This window comes from Rhizobacter fulvus, assembly GCF_964020785.1.
In genome coordinates, this window is record NZ_OZ224516.1 from 4,986,003 (window position 1) to 5,007,243 (window position 21,241).

A 21,241-nucleotide genomic window follows, 5' to 3' on the forward strand; every position below is an offset into this window, starting at 1 on the left:
AAGGCGGGATTATGCGTTGCGCAGGTCGGCGCCCCACGCGGCGACCTCAGCCAGCGCCAGCGTGCGCTGCGGGGCCTGGGCGTCGCGCAGGTTCTTGAGCGAGACCTCGCCGCGGGCGAGCTCGTCGTCACCGAAGATCAGTGCATGGCGCGCGCCGCTCGCGTCGGCGCGCTTGAACTGGTTCTTCATGCTGCCCCACGATTCGGCGCCTGCGGCATGCATCTGCACGCTGACCCCGGCGTTGCGCAGCGTCTCGCACAGCGCCATCGCGATCGGCATCGCCTCGGCCGCAGGCACCACCGCGAAGACATCGGGCGCGCCGGCCGGCACGGCCACGCCGACCGCCTCGAGGAGCAGCAACATGCGCTCGATGCCCATGCCCCAGCCGACCGCCGGCGTCGGCTTGCCCCCGAGCTGCTCGAACAGCCCGTCGTAGCGACCGCCACCGCAGACGGTCCCCTGCGAGCCGAGCAGGTCCGTGACCCACTCGAACACGGTCAGGTTGTAGTAGTCCAGACCGCGCACCAGGCGCGGGTTGATCCGGTAGGGGAGACCGACCGCATCCAGCACGGCGCGCACGGCGTTCAGGTGCGCGAGCGAGACCTCGCCGAGGAAGTCCATCAGCTGCGGAGCCGACTCGACCATCGCCTGCATCGCCGGGTTCTTGGTGTCGAGGATGCGCAGCGGGTTGCTGTGCAGGCGGCGCTTCGCGTCCTCGTCGAGGATGTCGGCATGCGCCTCGAAGTGCTTGACCAGTGCGGCGCGGTGCGCGAAACGCTCGTCGGCCTGGCCGAGGCTGTTGAGCTGGAGTTCGACGTTCACCATGGGGATGCCGAGGTCGACCAGCAGCGCCCGGCACATCAGGATCTGTTCGGCGTCGACATCCGGGCCCTTGAACCCGAGCGCCTCGACGTCGATCTGGTGGAACTGGCGGTAGCGCCCCTTCTGCGGCCGCTCGTGACGGAACACCGAGACCTCGGACCAGACCCGCATTGGCCCGTTGTAGAGCGCGTTGTGCTCGACCATCGCCCGCACGATCCCGGCCGTGGCCTCGGGCCGCAGCGTGAGCTTGTCGCCGTTCATCGAGTCGGTGAAGGAGTACATCTCCTTCTCGACGATGTCGGTCACCTCGCCGATGCCGCGCACGAACAGCGCGGTCGGCTCGACGATCGGCGTGCGCACGTTGGCATAGCCGTAGCGCGCCATCAGCGCCCGCACTTTCGATTCGAACCACTCCCAGCGCGCGGACTCGGGCGGCAGGATGTCGTTCATGCCTTTGACGGCGCGCAATGATTCAGCCATGTTCGGATTTCTTGAAGAGACAGGCAGACTCACCGCGCCGGCGCGGTGAATCCCGAGGGCGTCAATGCGACGCCGCTGCAGCCGCGCCGTAGCGCTTGTCGATGTAGCGCTCGACCAGCGCGTGGAACTCGGCGGCGATGTTGTCGCCGCGCAGGGTCAGCGCCTTCTCGCCGTCGATGAAGACCGGCGCGGCCGGCGCTTCGCCGGTACCCGGCAGGCTGATGCCGATGTCGGCGTGCTTGCTCTCGCCGGGGCCGTTGACGATGCAGCCCATCACCGCGACCTTCATCTTCTCGACGCCCGGGTACTTGGCCTTCCAGACCGGCATCTGCGCGCGCAGGTAGTCGTCGATTTCCTTGGCCAGTTCCTGGAACGTCGTGCTGGTCGTGCGCCCGCAGCCGGGGCACGCGGTGACGCTCGGGTTGAACTGGCGCAGGCCGAGCGCCTGCAGGATCTCGAGTGCGACCACGACCTCCTGGGTGCGCGCCTCGCCCGGCTGCGGCGTCAGCGACACACGGATCGTGTCGCCGATGCCCTCCTGCAGCAGCACGCCGAGCGCCGCGGTCGACGCGACCGTCCCCTTGGTGCCCATGCCGGCTTCGGTCAGGCCGAGGTGCAGCGCGTAGTCGCAGCGCTTGGCCAGCGCCCGGTAGACGCTGATTAGGTCCTGAACGCCGCTCATCTTGCAGGACAGGATGATCTGGTCGGCGCGCAGCCCCAGGGATTCGGCGCGCCGTGCCGACTGGATGGCCGACGTGAGGATCGCGCGGTACATGATCTGCTGCGGCTCGAACGGCTCGGCAAGCTGGGCGTTCGCGTCCATCAACTCGGTCAGCAGTTCCTGGTCGAGGCTGCCCCAGTTGACGCCGATGCGCACGGCCTTGTCGTATTTCGCGGCGACCTCGATCATCTGCGCGAACTGGCGGTCGTGCTTGTCGCCCTTGCCGACGTTGCCGGGGTTGATGCGGTACTTGCTCAACGCCTCGGCGCAGGCCGGATAGTCGGTCAGCAGGCGGTGGCCGTTGTAGTGGAAATCGCCGATCAGCGGCACATCGATCCCCATGCGGTCGAGCTGCTCGCGGATGTACGGCACCTGCGCCGCGGCCTCGGGCGTGTTGACGGTGATGCGCACCATCTCCGAGCCGGCGATCGCCAGTTCCTTGACCTGGATCGCCGTGCCGATCGCGTCGACCGTGTCGGTGTTGGTCATCGCCTGCACCCGCACCGGCGCGCCGCCGCCGATCGTGACGACCCGCGAACCCCAGCGCACCTGCGCCTGGCGCGAGCGGTGTGCGGCCGGAACGGCGGGTTCGATGAAGTCGTCGAGGGTGGGAATCCGTTCGCTCATGGGGTCACGCTCACTTGAGTTCGAACCGCGCGACGTTTTCGCGCGTGCTGGCGAGTTCGTAGGCCTGGCCGCGGAACACGACCTGCGTGCCGGCCACGTTGCCGATCCGCACCTTCATCGGCAACGCGCCATCGAGCCCGACGTTCTCGCCGGGTTGAAGCGTGCGCGAGATCAGCGACTGACCGCGCGCATCGACGACGTCGACCCACGTTTGCGCGGTCGCGCGGAACTGGAGCACGCCGGATGCGGCCGCCACGGCGACGGCGTCCGGCTCGGCCGGCGCCACGACGGTCGGTTCAGTCGCCGCCGTTGGCGCAGCCACTGCCGCCGATGCCGCCGGTTCCGCCGACAGGGCGGCGCTGGCCACGGGTGGGGCGACGACCGCGACGGCCGGCGCCGTGGACACTCCCACGGGTTCGACCTTGCCGGCGGGCTGCGGTCGGGTCGCGGCGGTGTTCGAGAAGCTCAGCCAGCTGGCCGGCGCCGCATAGACCGCCAGCGTCATGGCGACGATCACGCCGAGGATCCAGAGCACCGGGTTGGCCACGTGGGCCCAATCCTTCGGGGCCAGATGGCCGGGCCGGTCGTGGAACGGCGTGTTCAACCCCGCCGCCACCTGCTCGAGCCGGTGCCCGCGCGGCGGTGGCAGCAGCGCCAGGATCGGCGTCGGGTCGATCTTCAACGTGCGGCAGACCGTTTGGGCCAGCGCGCGCGTGAAGGTTGCATCGGGAAGTTGGTCGAACTGGTCGGACTCCAGCAGCTCGAGCTTGCGCGGCACGACCTTGATCGCCGCGGCGAGCGCGGCGATGTGCAGGCCCTGCGCCTGGCGCGCCTGGCGCAGCAGGCCGCCGGCGGTGGTCGCGCGGACGGCGTCCGCGCCTGTCGCATTCGCGGTCGCGTCACTCATCGAACTGGCCTCGCTCGTACGAGCTGGCTTCACGCGAATTGGGGAAACGACTGCGCAGCTGCTCGCCGTACTCCTGCGCGCCGGCGCGGTTCCCCAGGCGCTGCTCGATGCGCGCCGCCAGCCACAGCGTCTGCGATCCGGTGAAGGCCGGCACCGCGTTGACGCGCCGGATGTAGAAGCGCGCACGCTCGTAGTCGCCGCGGCGGAACAGCACTTCCGACAGGTTCACCGCGGTCGCCGGGTTCGACGGATCGAGCTGGTACGCCTTGGTCAGCGTGGCCTCCGATTCCGGCAGCTGCCCTGCGAACGCCTCGCACACGCCCTTGGTCAGCAGCGTGCGCGACTGGTCGCGGTACTGCGGCACGGCGAGCGCGCGGTCGAACATCGCGCTCGCCTCGGGGTAGCGCTTCTTCTGGCACAGGTAGTAGCCGAAGTTCTGCATCGCGTCGGCGTCGCGCGGATTCAGCTGCAACGCGCGGCGGAAGCTTTCTTCGGCCAGCTTGTCGTCGCCCAGGTTCGCGTAAATCAAACCGCGCAGGCTGTAGGCCTCGGACAGGTTGGGATCGGCCTGCAGCGCGAGCTTGACCTGATCGAGTGCCGTCGTCATCTGACCGCGACCGAAGTAGCCGGAGGCCAGTTCCATGCGCAGCCGGGCGCGCTTGCTCGCATCGGTCTCGTCGGACGCGGTGACCAGGTCCTTGCCGTCGCCGACCGACCCGATCACGGTGGTCTGCGTCGTGCACCCGGCGGCCAGCGCGAGCAGCGTCGCCGCCAGCCAGAGGGTAGGCGCCCGGCGCCGCGAACGGCCCGGGATCGAGTACAGCGTCATCGGCGAGTCTCCTGGGGATCGGCGCGGCCGGCGGCGATCGCCACGGCCACGTCCGAGCCGCTGCGGTGCACCTTCATGGGCGCACGCGTCATGCGGGCTTTGGCATTCGTCCGGTCCTGCACCTCGCCGGCGAGCTGACCGCAGGCGGCGTCGATGTCGTCGCCGCGCGTCTTGCGCACCGTCGCGACGACGCCGCCCTCCTGCAGCACGCGCAGGAACGCCGTGACGCGTTCGTTCGGCGAGCGCTTCAGGCCCGATTCGGGGAACGGGTTGAACGGGATCAGGTTGAACTTGCACGCAACGCCCGAGCGCGCGACCAGCGCGAGCAGCTCGCGGGCCTGCGCATCGCTGTCGTTCACGCCGTCGAGCATGCAGTACTCGAACGTGATGAAGTCGCGCGGCGCCTTGTCGAGGTAGTGCTTGCAGCTGGCGAGCAGCTCGGCCAGCGGGTACTTGCGGTTCAGCGGCACCAGGTCGTCGCGCAGCGCATCGGTGGGCGCGTGCAGCGAGACGGCGAGCGCCACCGGCAGGTCGTCGCGCAGCCGCTCGATCATCGGCACCACGCCGGACGTCGACACCGTCACGCGGCGCCGCGACAGGCCGTAGCCGTGGTCGTCGAGCATCATGCGCAGTGCCGGCACGAGCGCCGCGTAGTTCTGCAGCGGCTCGCCCATGCCCATCATCACGACGTTGGTGATCGCCCGTTGTCCGTCGGGCAGGTTCAGGCGCTTGCGCAAGTGGTGCTCGGCGAACCACAGCTGGCCGATGATCTCGCCGGTCGTCAGGTTGCGGCTGAAGCCCTGGTGGCCGGTCGAGCAGAACCGGCAACCGACCGCGCAGCCGGCCTGTGACGAGATGCACAGCGTGCCGCGATCGTCCTCCGGAATGAACACCGTCTCGATCGCGTTGCCGGCGCCGGCGTCGAACAGCCACTTGACCGTGCCGTCGCTGGACGCCTGCTCGCTGATCACCGGCATCGTCGCGATCACGGCACGACCGGCGAGCTTGTCGCGCAGCGACTTCGCCAGATCGGACATCTGCGCGAACTCGGCGGCGCCCTTTTGGTGGATCCAGCGGAACAGCTGGGTGGCGCGAAAGCGCTTCTCCCCGAGCTGTGCGCAGAACGCGGCCAACCCTTCCCTATCGAACTCGAGCAGATTGGTGGCGGCGTTCATGCGATGCCTCGAACGAGGCCTGCGCTTTTCAGCGGCTGTAGACGTTCATGCCCGGGAAGAAAAACCCGATCTCGACCGCAGCCGTCTCGGCCGCGTCGGAACCGTGCACGGCGTTCGCGTCGATGCTGTCGGCGAAATCGGCGCGGATCGTGCCCTTCTCGGCCTTCTTCGGGTCGGTGGCGCCCATCAGGTCGCGGTTCTTGAGAATCGCGCCCTCGCCTTCAAGGGCCTGGATCATCACCGGGCCGGAGATCATGAAGTCGACCAGGTCCTTGAAGAACGGCCGCGCCTTGTGCACGGCATAGAACGCTTCGGCCTCGCCGCGCGACAGGTGCGCCATCTTGGCGGCAACGATCTTCAGACCGGCGCCTTCGAAGCGGGCGTAGATCTGACCGATCACGTTCTTGGCGACGGCGTCGGGTTTGATGATCGACAGAGTGCGTTCGATGGCCATGTTTTTCTCTCCTGGATTCAAGTCTGGCAAAGCCTCAGATTGTACCGTGCAGCCTTGGCGGGACCGTGACAGCGGTACTCAACGCCCGCCGCGACGGCCACCGCCGCCCCCACCACCGCCGCCGCCGCCGAACCCCCCACCGCTGCCGCCGCGATTGCCGCCACGCCCGCCGCCCTGGCCCCCGCCGCCACCGCCACCGCGGTTCTTGCGGTGGAAGGCATCGGCGCCGAACACGCCGAGCGAGGTTTGCAAGGGATCAGGCTGCTTCGGACCGCCCTGGCCGCCACCGCCACGCTTGGGCCCCGGCGCGGGGCCGCTGCCGCCGGCACCGAAGCCACCGCCGCCGCCGTTGCGGAAGCCGCGCCCGCCCACGGGGCTGCGCGGGTTCGAGACGAAGCGCTTGTCGAAGGTCTGCTCGAGCGGATTCGGGATCGAGGACGGATCGAAGTCCAGGTCCTCGTCGCCATCGTCGCGCGGGTTGCGTTCGAAGTTGTCCGCCGATTGCTGAGCCGGCATCTGCATCGGGCTGTCGCGGCGCGGGCCGCGCTGGCGGTCACCGCCTTGGCGATCACCTTGGCGGTCGTTCGGGCGGCCGCCCTGGCGCTCGCCGCGCGGGTTGTTGCCCTGCCGCGGCTCGTTGCCGCGTGCGTTCGGGTTCGGTCCGCGCGCGTCGCGCTGGCCGTTGTCGCCGCTGGCCAGACGCCGGATCATGCGCACGTCGCCTTCTTCGAGGTCGACCCACACGCCGCGCTTCAGGCCGAGCGGCAGCACCACGGTGCCGTACCGGATGCGGATCAGCCGGCTGACCGTCAGGCCGACCGTGTCGAACAGCTTGCGCACCTCGCGGTTGCGGCCTTCGGTGATGACGACGCGGTACCAGTGGTTGGCGCCGTCGCCGCCGCCTTCGGTGATCGACTTGAAGCTGGCCTTCTGGCCTTCGACGTCGACCCCTTCCAGCAGGCTCGCCTTGTTCGCCTCGGTCAGCGTGCCCAGAAGACGCACCGCGTACTCGCGCTCCACGCCGAAGCGCGGGTGCATCAGCTGGTTCGCGAGCTCGCCCGAGTTCGTGAACAGCAGCAGGCCCTCGGTGTTGATGTCGAGCCGGCCGACCGACTGCCACTTGCCCTGTTGCAGACGCGGCAGGCGACGGAACACGGTCGGTCGGTTCTGCGGATCGTCGTGCGTGACGATCTCGCCGACCGGCTTGTGGTACGCGATGATCCGCGGCGGCGGCGGCACGATGCGCAGTTTCACGGGCTTGCCGTTGACCTGCACACGATCGCCGAACGAGACGCGCTGGCCGACATGCGCCGGCTCGCCGTTGACCATCACGTGGCCATCGGCAATCAGGTCCTCCATGTCGCGCCGCGAACCGATGCCGGACTGCGCCAGCACCTTGTGCAGCTTGGGCGCGTCCGGTTCCGGCAGCAGCACGCGCTTGGTCGCGGCGGGGTCCTCTTCCTCGGCGGGCTCGGGATCGGGCTCGCCGCTGACGTCGAACTCGCCGGACAGCACTTTCTCGAACAGTTCGCCGGCTTCGGGCGGCGGCACGGCGGGAGCGCCTTCGGTGCCGCCTTCGGCGGCGACGCCGTCGCGCGGCTCGCCCCGTTCACCGCGCTTGCGATCGCGGCGGCCACGACGGCGGCCGCGCGGGCCGTCGCCGGCTTCCTCGTCCGAGCCGGCGGCTTCGCCGCCGTCGGCCGTCGCCTCGGCGCCTTGCGGCGCGTCGCCGGTCGAAACGGCTTCGGCAGGCGCCGCCGCGACGACCGGCGCTGCGGCGGGCTCGTCGACTCGTGCCGGCACAACCCCGACCGGCGCGGCGACCGGTGCGTCGGCGGACGCGTCCACGGGGGCCGTGGCCGCGCGACGTCGCTTCGGCTTCGGCGCCGGTTCGGCGGCGGCTTCCTCGGTCACCGCGACCGCAGGCGCCGCTTCGTCCGCAGCCGGCTTCGCGACCCGACGCTTGCGGGCCGGCTTCGTCGGTGCGTCACCGCCTTCGACAGCGGGCACGTCGGCGTCGACCGGCGACGAGGATTCAGGATGGACGTTCATGCTTGGGGTTCCATGGGCGCGGCGTCAGCCGCTGGCTCGTCGGGAGAGTCGGAGAGAGGGGGATCGAGGGGAAGATCGAGCGGGAGCTCGGGCGCGGCATCGCCGGCTTCGAGGAGTGAACCTTGTTCCGGTCCGGCGGGCGTCAGCAACCCGGCATCGGGCAAGCCCGTCGCCAGCACCGGCAACTGTTCGAGGCTCGCCAAGCCCAGGTCGTCGAGGAACTGCTTCGTCGTCGCGAGCAGCGCCGGGCGGCCGGGAGACTCGCGGTAGCCGATCGCCTCGACCCAGCCGCGGTCCTCGAGCTGCTTGATGATCTGGCTGGCGACCGTGACGCCCCGGATGTCCTCGATGTCGCCGCGGGTCACCGGCTGACGGTACGCGATGATCGCCAACGTCTCCATCACGGCACGCGAGTACTTCGGCGGCTTCTCGGGATTCAGGCGATCCAGGTACTCGCGCATTTCCGGCCGGCTCTGCAGGCGCCAGCCGGTGGCGAGCGCGACGAGCTCGACCCCACGGCCCTCCCATTCGCGCGTCAGCTCGTCGAGCAGCGAGCGCAACGTGTCGGGACCGATCTCGTCGGCAAACAGAACTCGCATGTCGCGCAAGGGCAGCGGCTGGCTGGCGCAGATCAGGGCGGTCTCGAGGACGCGCTTGGCATCCTGGCTATTCATGGGCTTCGTTCACATCCTCGGCCGGATTGCTCCCGGCTGGTATCGACTGACAGTTCAGTGCAGTGGCCGCTCAGCGCTCACGGTGAACGCCCGGCCGGTGGCTCGGGCAGACGCGTCTTGCGGCTGGCAGGTGGCCGACGCTTCTCGCGTCATGCCGGTTTTGGGGCACCTTCGGTGCGCAACTCTCTCGCCGCTGGGCTTCGTCGTGGACCGGGGGCACCGTGAGGCGCCGCCGCGAGGGTCGGCTTCGGCGAGGGCTGGACGCATTGTAACCGCCACGGATGACCGCGCCAGCGGAATCAGCCAGTCGCCCCTTCCACGTTGCGCCAGGCCGACGCCAGGTCGGGCGGTGGCGCGGCATCGAATGCCAGCGGGTCGCCGCTGATCGGATGCGCGAAGCCGAGTCGCGTCGCGTGCAGCGCCTGGCGCGTCATCCCCAGCGCCGATCGGCCGCCATAGACCGCGTCGGCCACCAGCGGGTGCCCTTGCGCCGCCAGATGGACGCGGATCTGGTGGGTGCGCCCGGTATGCAGCTTGCAGCGCAGCGCGCTGCAGGCCGCGCCGGTCGCGACCACGGTCACGTCGGTGCGCGCCGCGCGGCCCGCCGGCACGATGGCCATCTTCACGCGCGACTGCGGATCGCGTCCGATCGGCGCCTCGATCGTGAAGGTCTGCCGGGCGCGCATCTCGCCGTGCGCGATCGCGAGGTACTCGCGACGCACCTCGCGCGCCGCGATCGCGCGCGAGAGTGCCGTCACCGCCGCCAGGGTCTTGCCGACGACCATCAGTCCCGACGTGTCCTTGTCGAGGCGGTGAACGATGCCGGCACGCGGCAGCGCGGCGGCGGCAGCGTGATGCGCCAACAGGGCGTTGAGCAGCGTTCCGGACCAGTTGCCGGCCGCCGGATGGACGACCATGCCAGCCGCCTTGTCGACCACGAGCAAGTGCGCATCCTCGAACACGATCGCGATCGGCAGCGCCTCGGGCCGGAACGCTCGGCTCTCCTCGGTAGGCACCAGGTCGACGACCACGCGCTCGCCGGCCCGCACCTTGCGCGAGGCGCTGCGTGCCGGTACGCCGTCGACGCGGACGTGGCCCTGCTCGATCAACCCCTGCAGGTGCGTGCGCGAGAACTCGCCGGCCATCGCGACGACGGCCTTGTCCAGCCGCTGCCCATGCAACGCGGTCGGCACCTCGGCCTCGCGGCGCTCGGGCTGCGCGGACCAGGGCGCCTCGAACTCGGTGTCGTCGCTCGCCGCGGGCGCCGGGGGCTCAACCATATAATCGCGACTCGTTTTTGACAGGACGGCACCGCTGTCGCGGATGCCCCAGGCCGATGATTCAAAAGAATGTGCTGCGACGGCCACTGGCTCTCGCGCTGGCCATGTCGATGGCCCTGCTCGCGGGCTGCGGATCGACTCCCAAGGAGACCGAATCGCAGTGGAGCGCGGAACGATTGTATGCAGAGGCCAAGGAAGAGGCCTCGCAGGGCAACTTCGAGCGCGCCGGCAAGCTGTACGAACGCCTCGAAGGCCGCGCCTCCGGCACGGCCCTGGCGCAGCAGGCACAGATCGAACGCGCCTACATGCTCTACAAGGGCGGCGACAAGGCCCAGGCGCTGTCGACGCTGGAGCGCTTCATCAAGCTGCACCCGACCAGCGCGGCAATCGACTACGCGCTCTATCTGCAGGGCCTGGTCAACTTCAACGACAACCTCGGGCTGCTCGGCAGCCTGGCGCGCCAGGACCTGTCCGAGCGCGATCAGCAGGCGGCGCGTGATTCGTACCAGTCGTTCAAGCAGCTCGTCGACCTCTACCCGCAGTCGCTGTACGCCGACGATTCGCGCGTGCGCATGAACTACATCGTCAACTCGCTGGCGGCGTACGAGGTGCACGTGGCGCGCTATTACCTGAAGCGCGGCGCCTATGTGGCGGCGGCCAACCGGGCACAACAGGTGGTGGTCGAGTTCCAGCAGTCGCCGTCGACGCAGGAGGCGCTCTACATCATGTCCGAGAGCTACGACAAGCTCGGCCTGACGCAGTTGCGCGACGACGCGAACCGCGTGATGCAGAAGAACTTCCCCGGCGCCGCCGTGCCGGCCGAGGGATTCGGCGCACCGGCCAAGCGCCCCTGGTGGCAGCTCTGGTGAGCCGCGCAGCGGCCTAGTACGGCCGCACCGCGCTCGCAAGCGTGGCGAGCCAGTCCATCGCCTCGGCCTCGTTCGCCACCAGCGACATCGGCGGCAGGGCCTCGCGCAGGCGCTTGCCGTAGTTCATGCCGGCCATGCGCGGGTCGCACACGACCAGCAGGCCGCGGTCGGTCTCGCTGCGAATCAGCCGGCCGGCACCCTGCTTCAGCGACACGGCCGCCTCGGCGACGAAATAGTCCGCGAACGGATTGCGGCCCTCGCCCTCCAGCCGCTTGACGCGCGCTTCGACCAGCGGATCGTTCGGCGGCGGGAACGGCAGCTTGTCGATCAGCACGCACTGCAGCGCGTCGCCCGGCACATCGATGCCTTCCCAGAAGCTTTGCGAGCCGACCAGCACCGAGCGCGGCTGGGCCAGGAACTGCTGCATCAGCTGCCGCTTGGGCACCTGGCCTTGCACGAGCACCTGCAGCGAATCGCCGTTCGCGTCGAACTCGGCCTTGAGGCGTTCCCCGATCGTCTGGAGCGCGCGCAGCGTCGTCGTCAGCACGAAGGTCCGTCCGCCGAGCGCACGCGCACAGCGCGACGCCAGGACCGCGACGGCTTCGGGATGCCCGGGTTCGTTCGGCTTGGGAAACCCGCGCGGCACGTACAGCCGCGCATGCGTCGCGTAGTCGAACGGGCTGCCCAGGCGCAGCGTGCGCGCCTCGGTGAGCCCGGCCGACTCGGTGAACCACGACAGGCGATCGTCGTCGCCCAGCGTGGCCGACGTGAACACCCAGGCCTTCGGCGCCAGCGCCATCTGCTCGCGCAGCGCATCGCGGATGTCGAGCGGCGACTCGACCAGCCGCGCCTGGTGCGGCGAGACGTCGATCCAGCGCACCTGGCCGTCCTCTGCCGGCGCAGCGAAGCGCTCGGCCAAGGTTGCGAACTGCTGAGCGCGTTCGCCCAGCTTGACGAAGTCGGGCGAGCTGTCGGCGACGACCTTCAGCGCTGCGCCGGCGGCATCGCACGCCTGCCGCACGCCGGCCAGCGCCTCGACGAAATCGGCCTGCGCGCCGCGTTCGTTCCAGCGCAGCTTCAAGGTGCCCCGCAGATCGCGCAGCCGCCCGGCTGCCGCGATGCGCAGATCGCGCGCCGCGCGGTCGCACGCGCCGGCGATCTCCTGCCAGGGCTGCAGCCCGCGCGCCTGCCGCAGGCCGGCGCCCAGCACGTCGCGCGCGAAGTCGATCACCTGGCCGGTGCCAAGCGTGGTGCCGAGGAACTGCACGCCGGCCTCGGTCAGTTGATGGGCTTCGTCGAACAACGCGACCTCGACGCTGGGCAGCAGCTCGGCCACGCCGCTGTCGCGCAGGCTCATGTCGGCGAAGAACAGGTGGTGGTTGACGACCACGATGTCCGCGAGCATCGCCTCGCGCCGGGCCTTCACGACATGGCACTGGCGAAACTGCGGGCACTCCTGGCCAAGGCAGTTCTCGCGCGTCGAAGTCACGAGCGGGATCACGCTGCTGCGCTCGTCGAGCCCGTCGAGCTCCGCCAGATCGCCGCTGACGGTGACGTGCGACCACTGCTCGACCTTGGCCAGCGTGCGCACGGCCCAGCGGTCGGGCAGCGTCTCGGCCTGTCGCGCCTGGTTCAAGCGGTGCAGGCACAAGTAACTGCTGCGCCCTTTCAGCAGCGCGACCGCCACGGGCAGCTGCAGCGCCTCGCGCAAGCGCGGGATGTCACGCAGGAAGAGCTGGTCCTGCAAGCTCTTGGTGGCGGTGCTCACGAGCGCCCGCGCGCCGCTGAGCAGCGTGGGCACCAGGTAGGCGAAGGTCTTGCCGACGCCGGTGCCCGCCTCGGCGACCAGCGCCGTGCGGGTGTCGATGGCCTGCGCGACGCCGAGCGCCATGCGCAACTGGACCTCGCGCTCGACGTGGTTCGCATCGGCCCGGGCGAGCGCACCGTCGCGGGCGAACGCCGCGGCGACGGCCTCCTCGAGCGCGCTCACGCCGGCTCGGGCGGATCGATCTCCGCTTCGAGCCGCGCGATCTGGTCGCGCAGCAGCAGGCGGCGTTTCTTGAGGCGGCGCAGGCTGAGTTCGTCGTCCGGCAGGCTGAGCGCCGCCTGGTCGATCAGGTTGTCGAGGTCGGCGTGCTCCATCCGCAGCTCGATCAGCCGGCGCGGCGGGGAATGCAGGTTCAGGTCCATGGGGGTGCCGTCGCGGAGTCTTCTGTGCGTTTTTCGGCAGGGTGAGGTCGAGCAAACCGATTATAGTTTTCTACATGAGCACAGCGACCTTGGCGTATCGCCTGACAGGCACCACCGGGTTGCACCGGGGCGATCGCGCCTACCAACAGGACCAGGTCGAAATCCTCCCGCACGACCGCACGCCCGGCTGCCTGCTCGCGGTCCTCGCGGACGGCATGGGCGGCAAGAGCGGCGGGCGCAAGGCGGCGGACCAGGTGCTGCTGACCGCGAACCAGCTGTTCGAACGCTATTCGCCGAGTCGCGACAATCCGGGGGAGGCGCTGAAACAGCTGGTGCTGGAAGCGCACTTGATGATCAAGCTGACCGCGATCACCTCCGAGGAGGAGCCGCACAGCACGGTCGCCGCCTTCATCGTCAGCCCGTCACGCGACTGCGACGTGATCCATGCCGGCGATTCGCGCGTCTACCACTTCCGCGGCGCCGATCTCGTCAGCCGCACGATCGACCATTCGTACGTCCAGCGGCTCGTCGACGAGGGCCAGATCACCGAGGACGAGGCCAATGCCCATGCCCAGTCCAACCTCTTGACGGGCTGCCTCGGCACCAACGCCGACCCGCCGCTGTCGCACAAGCACCTGGGGCAACTCGAGATCGGCGACAGCCTGCTCGCCTGCAGCGACGGGCTGTGGCACTACTTCACGCCGCGCGAACTCGGTGCGATCGTCCAGGCCCTGCCCGCGCGCGAGGCTGGCGAAATGCTGGTCAGCAAGGCCCGTCAACGGGCCCGCGGCGGTGGCGACAACCTGTCGCTGGCGCTGGTGCGGGTCGAAGCGCTGGACTGATCAGCGCGGCGCCGAGGCGCCCGATGGCACCGGCAGCGGCGCAGCCGCCTTGCCCTGTGCGGCCCGCTCCGCATTGCGACGCTCGACGCTGTCGCGGTGTTCACGCGCTGCCCGCGCCCGCGCTTCGAACTTGTTGGCGTTTTCTCGCGCCTGCGATGCGCTCAGCATCGGCGCGCGCGGCTCTGAAGTCTTGCCGGCCGACGTGGGAGGCGGCGGTTCGGCCGTGCGCCGCAGACGCACACCCGGCGGCCCGGATGCCGCATCGCTGGCGCGACCCTGCTGCGCTTCGAGGCGTTCGGCGATGGCCTTGCGGCGCGCCGCGGCAGTTTCGCGCCGGCGCGCCTCGTCGAGCTGGAGCTGCGCCTGCCGCAGGCTCGCCGTCTTCTCGCGGTGCGCGCGGCGCGCCTCTTCGAGACACGGAGCGACCAGGAAACGGGTTTCGCACTCACGCTCCTGCTCGGCCAGGCGCGCGTTGGCGGCCGCACGCTCGCCGGCAATCCGGTCGTGCTCCGCATCGGCGGCCAGCGCCCAGGCCGGCAGCGCAAGCGCCAACACGGCGAGGACGGGACGGATGTTCATGTCAGCGAAGTATCCACATCCCGCCGGGCGAGTGCGAGAAACTCGGCCGACTGCATCTCGCGCAAGCGTGACACCGTGCGCGGAAACTCGTGGGCCATCGGCCCCTCGGTGTAAAGCCCCTCGGGCTCGGTCTCGGCCGACATGATCAGCTTGACGCGACGGTCGTAGAGCACATCGACCAGCCACGTGAAGCGCCGCGCCTCCGAAGCCATTCGCGGCGACATCGCCGGCACACCCGACAGCAGCAAGGTATGGAACTGGGTCGCGATCTCGAGGTAGTCGTTCTGTGAACGCGGGCCGCCGCACAGCTCCTTGAAATCGAACCAGACCACCCCGCCGGCACGCCGCCGCGCCCGGATCTCGCGGTGCTCGATGTGCAGCAGCGGCGACTCGTCCTTCGCCTCGGCCAGGCGTTCGAACGCGTGCGTCATCGCCGCCTCGGCGGCGGCGTCGAGCGGGGTCTGGTAGAGCCCGACCTGCGCCAGCGTGATTTGCCGATAGTCGTTGCCGTTGTCGACGTTGACCACCTCGAGCTGCGCGTTCAGCAGCGCGATCGCCGGCAGGATGCGGTCGCGGTGCAGGCCGTTCGGGTACAGGTCGTCGGGCTTGAAGTTCGACGTGGTGACGATGCTGACCCGGTTGGCGAACAGCGCCTCGAGCAGCCGGTACAGGATCATCGCGTCGGTCACGTCGGCGACGTGGAACTCGTCGAAGCAGATCAGCCGGTAGCGCCGCGCCATGCGCTTGCCGAGCTCGGCCAGCGGGTTGACCGTGCCCTGCAGTTCGGTCAGCTCGCGGTGCACCTCGCGCATGAATTCGTGGAAGTGCAGCCGGGTCTTGCGCTGCAGCGGCACGGCATTGAAGAAGCAGTCCATCAGGAAGCTCTTGCCGCGCCCGACGCCGCCGTACATGTAGACGCCGCGCGGGATCGGCGGGCGCGCGATCAGCTTGGTCAACGCGTTGCGGCGCCTCGCCTTGTACGCGATCCACTCGTTCTCGCAGCGCTCGAGCGAGTCGACCGCGCGCAGCTGCGCCGGATCGGCGGTGTAGCCGCGCTCGGCGAGCGTCTGGAGGTAAAGCGCGCGGACGCCCACGGGTGCCGCGGTCAGAAGTTCAGCGTGCGCTTGTCCACCGCGAGCGCGGCTTCCTTGGTCGATTCGCTCAGGCTGGGATGCGCGTGGCAGATGCGCGCGATGTCCTCGCTCGACGCCTTGAACTCCATCGCGACGACCGCCTCGGCGATCAGCTCCGAGACCATCGGCCCGACCATGTGCACGCCGAGGATCTCGTCGGTCTTGGCGTCGGCGATCATCTTCACCATGCCGGTCGTGTCGCCGAGCGCGCGCGCGCGGCCATTGGCCATGAACGGAAACGTGCCGGCCTTGTACGCGCGGCCGGCGGCCTTGAGCTGCTGCTCGGTCTGGCCGACCCAGGCGATCTCGGGCGAGGTGTAGATCACCCACGGCACGGTGTTGAAATCGACGTGCGGGTGCTGGCCGGCGATGCGCTCGGCCACCGCGACGCCCTCCTCCTCGGCCTTGTGCGCGAGCATCGGGCCGCGCACGACGTCGCCGATCGCCCAGACGTTGGGCAGGTTGGTCTTGCAGTCGCCGTCAACCGCGATGAAGCCCCGTTCGTCGAGCTTCAGCCCGACCGCTTCGGCGTTCAGGCCGTTCGTGTTCGGCACGCGACCGATCGAGACGATCAGCTTCTCGCATTCCAGCTTCTGCTCTTTGCCGGCCGCGTCGGTGTAGGCAACCGTCACGCCGTTCTTCGCGGACTTGACCTCGCTGATCTTGACGCCGAGCTGGATCTTCAGCCCCTGCTTGGTCAGCGCCTTGTGCGCCTCCTTGGCAATCTGCTCGTCGACCGCACCGAGGAAGGTCGGCAGCGCCTCGAGCACGGTCACGTCGGCGCCGAGGCGGCGCCAGACCGAGCCCATCTCCAGCCCGATCACGCCCGAGCCGATCACACCCAGGGTCTTGGGCACCGCCGGAATGCGCAGTGCGCCGTCGTTCGACAGGATCGAGGTCTCGTCGAACGCGGCGCCGGGCAAGGCGCGGGCGTTCGAGCCGGTCGCGACGATCACGTGCTTGGCGGTCAGCGCATCCGGCTTGTCGCCGGCCACCGCGATCTCGTAGCCGCCCTCGCCCGCCTTGGTGAACGAGGCACGGCCGTGGAAGAACGTGACCTTGTTCTTCTTGAACAGGTACAGGATGCCGTCGTTGTTCTGCTTGACGACCGTGTCCTTGCGACCCAGCATCTTCGCGACGTCGATGCTCAGGTTGCTCAGGCCGATGCCGTGGTCCTTGAAACCGTGGCCGGCGTGCTCGAAGTGCTCGCTCGACTGCAGCAACGCCTTCGACGGGATGCAGCCGACGTTGGTGCAGGTGCCGCCCGGTGCCGGGCCGCCCTTGTCGTTCTTCCACTCGTCGACGCAGGCGGTGTTGAAGCCGAGTTGCGCGGCGCGGATGGCCGCGATGTAGCCGCCCGGGCCGCCACCGATGACGACCACATCAAATGCTTTGCTCATGATTCGAAGGTGCCGGTCAGATGTCGAAAAGCAAGCGGGCCGGATCTTCCAGCGCTTCCTTCATCGCCACCAGGCCCAGCACGGCTTCGCGGCCGTCGATGATGCGGTGGTCGTACGACATCGCGAGGTAGTTCATCGGGCGCACCACGACCTGGCCGTTCTCGACCATCGCCCGGTCCTTGGTCGCGTGCACGCCGAGGATCGCCGACTGCGGCGGGTTGATGATGGGCGTCGACAGCATCGAACCGAAGGTGCCGCCGTTGCTGATCGAGAAGGTGCCGCCGGTCAGGTCGTCGAGCGAGAGCTTGCCCTCGCCGGCCTTCTTCGCGAACTCGGCGATCTTCTTCTCGATGTCGGCGAAGCTCATCTGGTCGGCATTGCGCAGGATCGGCACGACCAGGCCGCGCGGCGAACCGACGGCGATGCCGATGTCGAAATAGCCGTGGTAGACGATGTCGTTGCCGTCGACCGAGGCGTTGATGATGGGGTACTTCTTGAGCGCTGCGACCGCCGCCTTCACGAAGAAGCTCATGAAGCCGATCTTGACGCCGTGCTCCTTCTCGAACTTCTCCTGGAAGCGCTTGCGCATCTCCATCAGCGGCGCCATGTTCACTTCGTTGAACGTGGTCAGGATCGCGTTGGTCGATTGCGACTGCACCAGGCGCTCGGCGATGCGGGCGCGCAGGCGGCTCATCGGCACGCGCTGTTCGGGGCGCTCGCCCAGCGAGGGCGCCGGGGGTGCGGCCACGGTGGGCAGCGCCGCCTTCGGCGCGGGCGACGGCGCGGCCACGACCGGCGGCGTGACCGCGACCGGCTTGGCGCCGCCCTCCATCGAGGCCAGCACGTCGCCCTTGGTCACGCGGCCATCCCTGCCGGTACCTGGCACCGATCCGGCCGGGATGCGGTTGTCGGCCATGATCTTCGCGGCGGCTGGCATGGCTGGCGCTGCGTTGGTCGCGGAATCGAGCACGGGCGGCGGCGTGACGCCGGGCGTCGCGCCCGGGGCGGGCTCGGCCGCCGGGACGGGCTTGACGTCGAGCGGGCTGACCGCTTCCGTACCTTCGGTATCGATCTTCGCGATCACTTCGTCGGCGATGCAGGTCTCGCCGTCGTTCTTGACGAGCTGCGCCATCACGCCGGCAGCCGGCGCCGGCACTTCGAGAACGACCTTGTCGGTCTCGATCTCGACCAGGATCTCGTCCATTTCGACCCGTTCACCGGGGCGCTTCTTCCACTGCAGCAGCGTCGCCTCGGCGACGGATTCGGACAGCTGCGGACACTTGACTTCAACGATTGCCATTTGAATTTCTTCTCGATGTTCTGGGGAGCGCGGGGTTCAGCGCAGCATCACTTGGTCAGCACGAAGCCCTTGAGCTTGCCGTAGGCCTGCTCGAGCAGCGCCTTCTGCTGTTCCTGGTGGAGGTGCGCATAGCCGACGGCGGGGGACGCCGAGGCGGGACGTCCCGCGTAGCCGAGCTTCTGCCCGTCGACCATGTTCTCGTGGATGTAGTGCTGGACGAAGAACCACGCGCCCTGGTTCTGCGGCTCGTCCTGGCACCACACGACCTCGGTCGCGTTCGGGTACTTCTTCATCTCGGCCGCGAACGCCTTGTGCGGGAACGGGTACAGCTGCTCGACGCGCACCAGCGCCACGTCGCCGTTCTTGCGCTCGGCGCGGGCCTTGACGAGGTCGTAGTAGACCTTGCCGGAGCAGCAGATCACGCGCTTGACCTTCTGCGCATCGACCTCGGCGCTGACCTCGCCGATCACGGTCTTGAACTCGCCCTTGGTGAACTCGGCGAGCGGCGACGTCGCGTCCTTCGCGCGCAGCAGCGACTTGGGCGTCATGATGATAAGCGGCTTGCGGAACATGCGCACCATCTGGCGACGCAGCACATGGAAGATCTGGCTTGCCGACGTCGGCTGCACGATCTGCATGTTGTTGTCGGCGGCCAGCTGCATGAAGCGCTCGACGCGCGCCGACGAGTGCTCCGGGCCCTGCCCTTCATAGCCGTGCGGCAGCATCAGCGTGATGCCGTTGGCGCGGCCCCACTTGACCTCCCCGGAGGCAATGAACTGGTCGATCACGACCTGCGCGCCGTTGACGAAGTCGCCGAACTGCGCTTCCCAGATCACCAGCGTGTTCGGCTCGGCCGAGGCGTAGCCGTATTCGAAACCGAGCACCGCTTCCTCGGACAGCAGCGAGTCGATCACGACGAACGGCGCCTGGCCATCGGCCACGTGCTCGAGCGGCTTGTAGGTGCCGACGTCCCACTTCTCGCGGTTCTGGTCGTGCAGCACCGCGTGGCGGTGCGTGAACGTGCCGCGACCCGAGTCTTCACCCGACAGGCGCACCGCGTAGCCGCTCGCGACCAGCGACGCGAACGCCAGGTGCTCGCCCATGCCCCAGTCGACGTTGATCTCGCCGCGGCCCATCGCGGCCCGGTCGGCCAGCACCTTCTCGACCAGCGTGTGGACCTTGAAGTTGGCCGGGACGGTCGTGATGCGCTCGGCCAGGCGCTTGACCTCGGACAGGGGCAGCGCGGTGTCGGCCGCGTCGGTCCACTTCTTGCCGAGGAACGGCGCCCAGTCGACCGCGTACTTGCTCTTGTAGTTCGTGAGCACCGGGTCATACGTGTTCTTGCCGGCGTCCATCGCGGCACGCAGTGCCTTGACCATCGAATCGGGCCCATCGGCCGGCAATACACCCTGGACCACCAGCTTCTCGCCGTACAGCTTGCGCGTGCCGGGGTGCTGGGCGATCTTCTTGTACATCAGCGGCTGGGTCAGCGCCGGCGTGTCCTGCTCGTTGTGGCCGAGCTTGCGGAAGCAGACGATGTCGACGACGACGTCCTTGTTGAACTCCTGGCGGTAGTCGAGCGCGAGTTGCGTGCACAGCACGACCGCTTCGGGATCGTCGCCGTTCACGTGCAGCACCGGGGCTTCGATCATCTTGACCACGTCGGTGCAGTACAGCGTCGAGCGCGAATCGCGCGGGTCGCTGGTCGTGAAGCCGATCTGGTTGTTGATGACGATGTGGACCGTGCCGCCGGTGTAGTAGCCGCGCGTCTGCGCCAGCGCCAGCGTCTCCATCACGACGCCCTGGCCGGCGAAGGCCGCGTCGCCGTGGACGATGATCGGCAGCACCGAATCGCCCTCGGTGTCGCCGCGGCGGTCGAGGCGGGCCTTGACCGAGCCTTCGACGACCGGGTTGACGATCTCGAGGTGCGACGGGTTGAACGCCAGGCTCAGGTGGACCGGGCCGCCGGCGGTGGTGATGTCGGACGAAAAGCCCTGGTGGTACTTCACGTCGCCGGACGGGAGGTTCTCGGGCGCGGTGTGGTCGAACTCGGCGAACAGGTCCTTCGGCATCTTGCCGAGGGTGTTGACGAGTACGTTCAGGCGGCCGCGGTGGGCCATGCCGATCACGATCTCCTGCACGCCTTTTGCGCCGGCGCGCTGCACCAGCTCGTCCATCGAGACGATGAAGCTCTCGCCGCCTTCGAGCGAGAAGCGCTTCTGGCCGACGTACTTGGTGTGCAGGTAGCGCTCGAGACCTTCGGCCGCGGTCAGGCGGTCGAGGATGTGCTTCTTCTGCTCGGCGTTGTAGTTCGGCTTGCTGCGGATCGACTCGAGCCGCTCCTGCCACCAGCGCTTCTCGGTCGGCTCGGTGACGTGCATGTACTCGGCGCCGATCGAGCCGCAATAGGTCTCGCGCAGCGCCTGCACGATCTCGCGCAGCGTCATGTTCTCGGCGGTCGAGAAGAAGGTGTTGGTGGCGCTGAACGCGATGTCCATGTCGGACTCGCTCAGGTCGTAGAACGCCGGCTCGAGCTCGGGGATCTTCGGGCGCTCCTGGCGCTTCAGCGGGTCCAGATCGGCCCAGCGCGAACCGAGGAAGCGGTACGCCGCGATCAGCGACTGGACGTGGACCTGCTTGCGCGCAATCGCCAGGTCCGTGCTGCTGGCCTTGCTGCCGAAGGTGCCGGCCTTGGCGCGTTGTGAGAAGGATTCGATGACGGGCGCGTGGGCCACGTCGCGGGCGTTGGTGCCGTCGACCGCCGGCACGTGCTGCAACGCGTCGAAGTACTTGCGCCAGTTCTCGGGCACGGAACCCGGGTTGTCGAGGTAGGCCTCGTACATCTCTTCGACATACGGAGCATTGCCGCCGAACAGGTACGAGTTCGACCGGGATTCCTGCATCATT

At 68.9% G+C, this 21,241-nt stretch carries 18 protein-coding genes; 2 read left to right on the forward strand and 16 right to left on the reverse strand.

Annotated features, from left to right (window positions below; genetic code table 11):
- Window positions 1-9 precede the first annotated feature (9 nt).
- From hisS to ACWH49_RS23705, 9 genes are all read right to left on the reverse strand, one after another.
- Window positions 10-1,302, reverse strand: a complete 1,293-nt coding sequence (gene hisS / locus ACWH49_RS23665; protein ID WP_448173669.1) for a histidine--tRNA ligase — start codon at window positions 1,300-1,302, stop codon at window positions 10-12.
- 61 nt (window positions 1,303-1,363) lie between these two features.
- Window positions 1,364-2,650 (reverse strand): flavodoxin-dependent (E)-4-hydroxy-3-methylbut-2-enyl-diphosphate synthase, encoded by a 1,287-nt coding sequence (ispG, locus tag ACWH49_RS23670; protein ID WP_448173670.1) that lies wholly within the window; start codon window positions 2,648-2,650, stop codon window positions 1,364-1,366.
- Between the two features lie 10 nt (window positions 2,651-2,660).
- Window positions 2,661-3,557, reverse strand: a complete 897-nt coding sequence (locus ACWH49_RS23675; protein WP_448173671.1) for a helix-turn-helix domain-containing protein — start codon at window positions 3,555-3,557, stop codon at window positions 2,661-2,663.
- Window positions 3,550-4,386, reverse strand: a complete 837-nt coding sequence (pilW, locus tag ACWH49_RS23680) for a type IV pilus biogenesis/stability protein PilW (RefSeq protein WP_448173672.1) — start codon at window positions 4,384-4,386, stop codon at window positions 3,550-3,552. Before pilW ends, ACWH49_RS23675 begins: the two co-directional genes overlap by 8 nt.
- The gene (rlmN, locus tag ACWH49_RS23685) at window positions 4,383-5,561 is read right to left on the reverse strand and encodes a 23S rRNA (adenine(2503)-C(2))-methyltransferase RlmN (RefSeq protein ID WP_448173673.1); all 1,179 of its coding nucleotides are present in this window, start codon (window positions 5,559-5,561) and stop codon (window positions 4,383-4,385) included. The genes pilW and rlmN overlap by 4 nt, the downstream gene beginning before the upstream one ends.
- A 28-nt stretch (window positions 5,562-5,589) precedes the next feature.
- A complete protein-coding gene (gene ndk / locus ACWH49_RS23690) occupies window positions 5,590-6,015 on the reverse strand; it encodes a nucleoside-diphosphate kinase (RefSeq protein ID WP_056469964.1) in 426 nt (141 codons plus the stop codon).
- 78 nt (window positions 6,016-6,093) lie between these two features.
- A complete protein-coding gene (locus tag ACWH49_RS23695; protein ID WP_448173674.1) occupies window positions 6,094-8,067 on the reverse strand; it encodes a pseudouridine synthase in 1,974 nt (657 codons plus the stop codon).
- Window positions 8,064-8,741 carry an SMC-Scp complex subunit ScpB gene (scpB, locus tag ACWH49_RS23700; RefSeq protein WP_448173675.1) on the reverse strand — a complete coding sequence of 226 codons (678 nt, stop codon included), beginning with the start codon at window positions 8,739-8,741 and terminating at the stop codon, window positions 8,064-8,066. Before scpB ends, ACWH49_RS23695 begins: the two co-directional genes overlap by 4 nt.
- A gap of 299 nt (window positions 8,742-9,040) precedes the next feature.
- On the reverse strand, window positions 9,041-10,021 hold the full coding sequence (locus ACWH49_RS23705; RefSeq protein WP_448173676.1) for an RluA family pseudouridine synthase: 981 nt from the start codon (window positions 10,019-10,021) through the stop codon (window positions 9,041-9,043).
- Between the two features lie 56 nt (window positions 10,022-10,077).
- Between ACWH49_RS23705 and ACWH49_RS23710 the strand changes: the two genes are divergently transcribed.
- On the forward strand, window positions 10,078-10,890 hold the full coding sequence (locus tag ACWH49_RS23710; RefSeq protein ID WP_448173677.1) for an outer membrane protein assembly factor BamD: 813 nt from the start codon (window positions 10,078-10,080) through the stop codon (window positions 10,888-10,890).
- A 13-nt stretch (window positions 10,891-10,903) separates the two neighbouring features.
- Here ACWH49_RS23710 and ACWH49_RS23715 read toward each other — a convergent pair whose 3' ends face one another.
- Both ACWH49_RS23715 and ACWH49_RS23720 read right to left on the reverse strand, forming a co-directional pair.
- Window positions 10,904-12,781, reverse strand: a complete 1,878-nt coding sequence (locus ACWH49_RS23715; protein ID WP_448174388.1) for an ATP-dependent DNA helicase — start codon at window positions 12,779-12,781, stop codon at window positions 10,904-10,906.
- Window positions 12,782-12,876: 95 nt separating this feature from the next.
- Window positions 12,877-13,080 carry a DUF465 domain-containing protein gene (locus ACWH49_RS23720; RefSeq protein ID WP_056469975.1) on the reverse strand — a complete coding sequence of 68 codons (204 nt, stop codon included), beginning with the start codon at window positions 13,078-13,080 and terminating at the stop codon, window positions 12,877-12,879.
- 74 nt (window positions 13,081-13,154) lie between these two features.
- Between ACWH49_RS23720 and ACWH49_RS23725 the strand changes: the two genes are divergently transcribed.
- The gene (locus ACWH49_RS23725) at window positions 13,155-13,922 is read left to right on the forward strand and encodes a PP2C family protein-serine/threonine phosphatase (RefSeq protein WP_056469977.1); all 768 of its coding nucleotides are present in this window, start codon (window positions 13,155-13,157) and stop codon (window positions 13,920-13,922) included.
- On the opposite strand, the gene ACWH49_RS23730 is transcribed toward ACWH49_RS23725, so the two are convergent.
- Genes ACWH49_RS23730 through ACWH49_RS23750 form a run of 5 tightly spaced genes read right to left on the reverse strand, consistent with a single transcriptional unit; the run spans window position 13,923 to window position 21,240 of the window.
- Complete coding sequence (locus tag ACWH49_RS23730) at window positions 13,923-14,501, reverse strand: hypothetical protein (protein ID WP_448173678.1); 579 nt, start codon at window positions 14,499-14,501, stop codon at window positions 13,923-13,925. It abuts the gene before it with no gap.
- On the reverse strand, window positions 14,498-15,595 hold the full coding sequence (gene zapE, locus ACWH49_RS23735; RefSeq protein WP_448173679.1) for a cell division protein ZapE: 1,098 nt from the start codon (window positions 15,593-15,595) through the stop codon (window positions 14,498-14,500). Before zapE ends, ACWH49_RS23730 begins: the two co-directional genes overlap by 4 nt.
- An 11-nt stretch (window positions 15,596-15,606) precedes the next feature.
- The gene (lpdA, locus tag ACWH49_RS23740; RefSeq protein WP_448173680.1) at window positions 15,607-17,034 is read right to left on the reverse strand and encodes a dihydrolipoyl dehydrogenase; all 1,428 of its coding nucleotides are present in this window, start codon (window positions 17,032-17,034) and stop codon (window positions 15,607-15,609) included.
- 16 nt (window positions 17,035-17,050) lie between these two features.
- The gene (odhB, locus tag ACWH49_RS23745; RefSeq protein WP_448173681.1) at window positions 17,051-18,334 is read right to left on the reverse strand and encodes a 2-oxoglutarate dehydrogenase complex dihydrolipoyllysine-residue succinyltransferase; all 1,284 of its coding nucleotides are present in this window, start codon (window positions 18,332-18,334) and stop codon (window positions 17,051-17,053) included.
- Between the two features lie 47 nt (window positions 18,335-18,381).
- Window positions 18,382-21,240 carry a 2-oxoglutarate dehydrogenase E1 component gene (locus tag ACWH49_RS23750; protein WP_448173682.1) on the reverse strand — a complete coding sequence of 953 codons (2,859 nt, stop codon included), beginning with the start codon at window positions 21,238-21,240 and terminating at the stop codon, window positions 18,382-18,384.
- Between the last annotated feature and the right edge of the window lies 1 nt (window position 21,241).

Excerpts from the sequence above, each read along its gene's own strand:
- hisS (WP_448173669.1), bottom strand. The coding sequence starts at position 1,302 with ATGGCTGAATCATTGCGCGCCGTCAAAGGCATGAACGACATCCTGCCG.
- ispG (WP_448173670.1), bottom strand. The coding sequence starts at position 2,650 with ATGAGCGAACGGATTCCCACCCTCGACGACTTCATCGAACCCGCCGTT.
- ACWH49_RS23675 (WP_448173671.1), bottom strand. The coding sequence starts at position 3,557 with ATGAGTGACGCGACCGCGAATGCGACAGGCGCGGACGCCGTCCGCGCG.
- pilW (WP_448173672.1), bottom strand. The coding sequence starts at position 4,386 with ATGACGCTGTACTCGATCCCGGGCCGTTCGCGGCGCCGGGCGCCTACC.
- rlmN (WP_448173673.1), bottom strand. The coding sequence starts at position 5,561 with ATGAACGCCGCCACCAATCTGCTCGAGTTCGATAGGGAAGGGTTGGCC.
- ndk (WP_056469964.1), bottom strand. The coding sequence starts at position 6,015 with ATGGCCATCGAACGCACTCTGTCGATCATCAAACCCGACGCCGTCGCC.
- ACWH49_RS23695 (WP_448173674.1), bottom strand. The coding sequence starts at position 8,067 with ATGAACGTCCATCCTGAATCCTCGTCGCCGGTCGACGCCGACGTGCCC.
- scpB (WP_448173675.1), bottom strand. The coding sequence starts at position 8,741 with ATGAATAGCCAGGATGCCAAGCGCGTCCTCGAGACCGCCCTGATCTGC.
- ACWH49_RS23705 (WP_448173676.1), bottom strand. The coding sequence starts at position 10,021 with ATGGTTGAGCCCCCGGCGCCCGCGGCGAGCGACGACACCGAGTTCGAG.
- ACWH49_RS23710 (WP_448173677.1), top strand. The coding sequence starts at position 10,078 with ATGATTCAAAAGAATGTGCTGCGACGGCCACTGGCTCTCGCGCTGGCC.
- ACWH49_RS23715 (WP_448174388.1), bottom strand. The coding sequence starts at position 12,781 with ATGGCGCTCGGCGTCGCGCAGGCCATCGACACCCGCACGGCGCTGGTC.
- ACWH49_RS23720 (WP_056469975.1), bottom strand. The coding sequence starts at position 13,080 with ATGGACCTGAACCTGCATTCCCCGCCGCGCCGGCTGATCGAGCTGCGG.
- ACWH49_RS23725 (WP_056469977.1), top strand. The coding sequence starts at position 13,155 with ATGAGCACAGCGACCTTGGCGTATCGCCTGACAGGCACCACCGGGTTG.
- ACWH49_RS23730 (WP_448173678.1), bottom strand. The coding sequence starts at position 14,501 with ATGAACATCCGTCCCGTCCTCGCCGTGTTGGCGCTTGCGCTGCCGGCC.
- lpdA (WP_448173680.1), bottom strand. The coding sequence starts at position 17,034 with ATGAGCAAAGCATTTGATGTGGTCGTCATCGGTGGCGGCCCGGGCGGC.
- odhB (WP_448173681.1), bottom strand. The coding sequence starts at position 18,334 with ATGGCAATCGTTGAAGTCAAGTGTCCGCAGCTGTCCGAATCCGTCGCC.
- ACWH49_RS23750 (WP_448173682.1), bottom strand. The coding sequence starts at position 21,240 with ATGATGCAGGAATCCCGGTCGAACTCGTACCTGTTCGGCGGCAATGCT.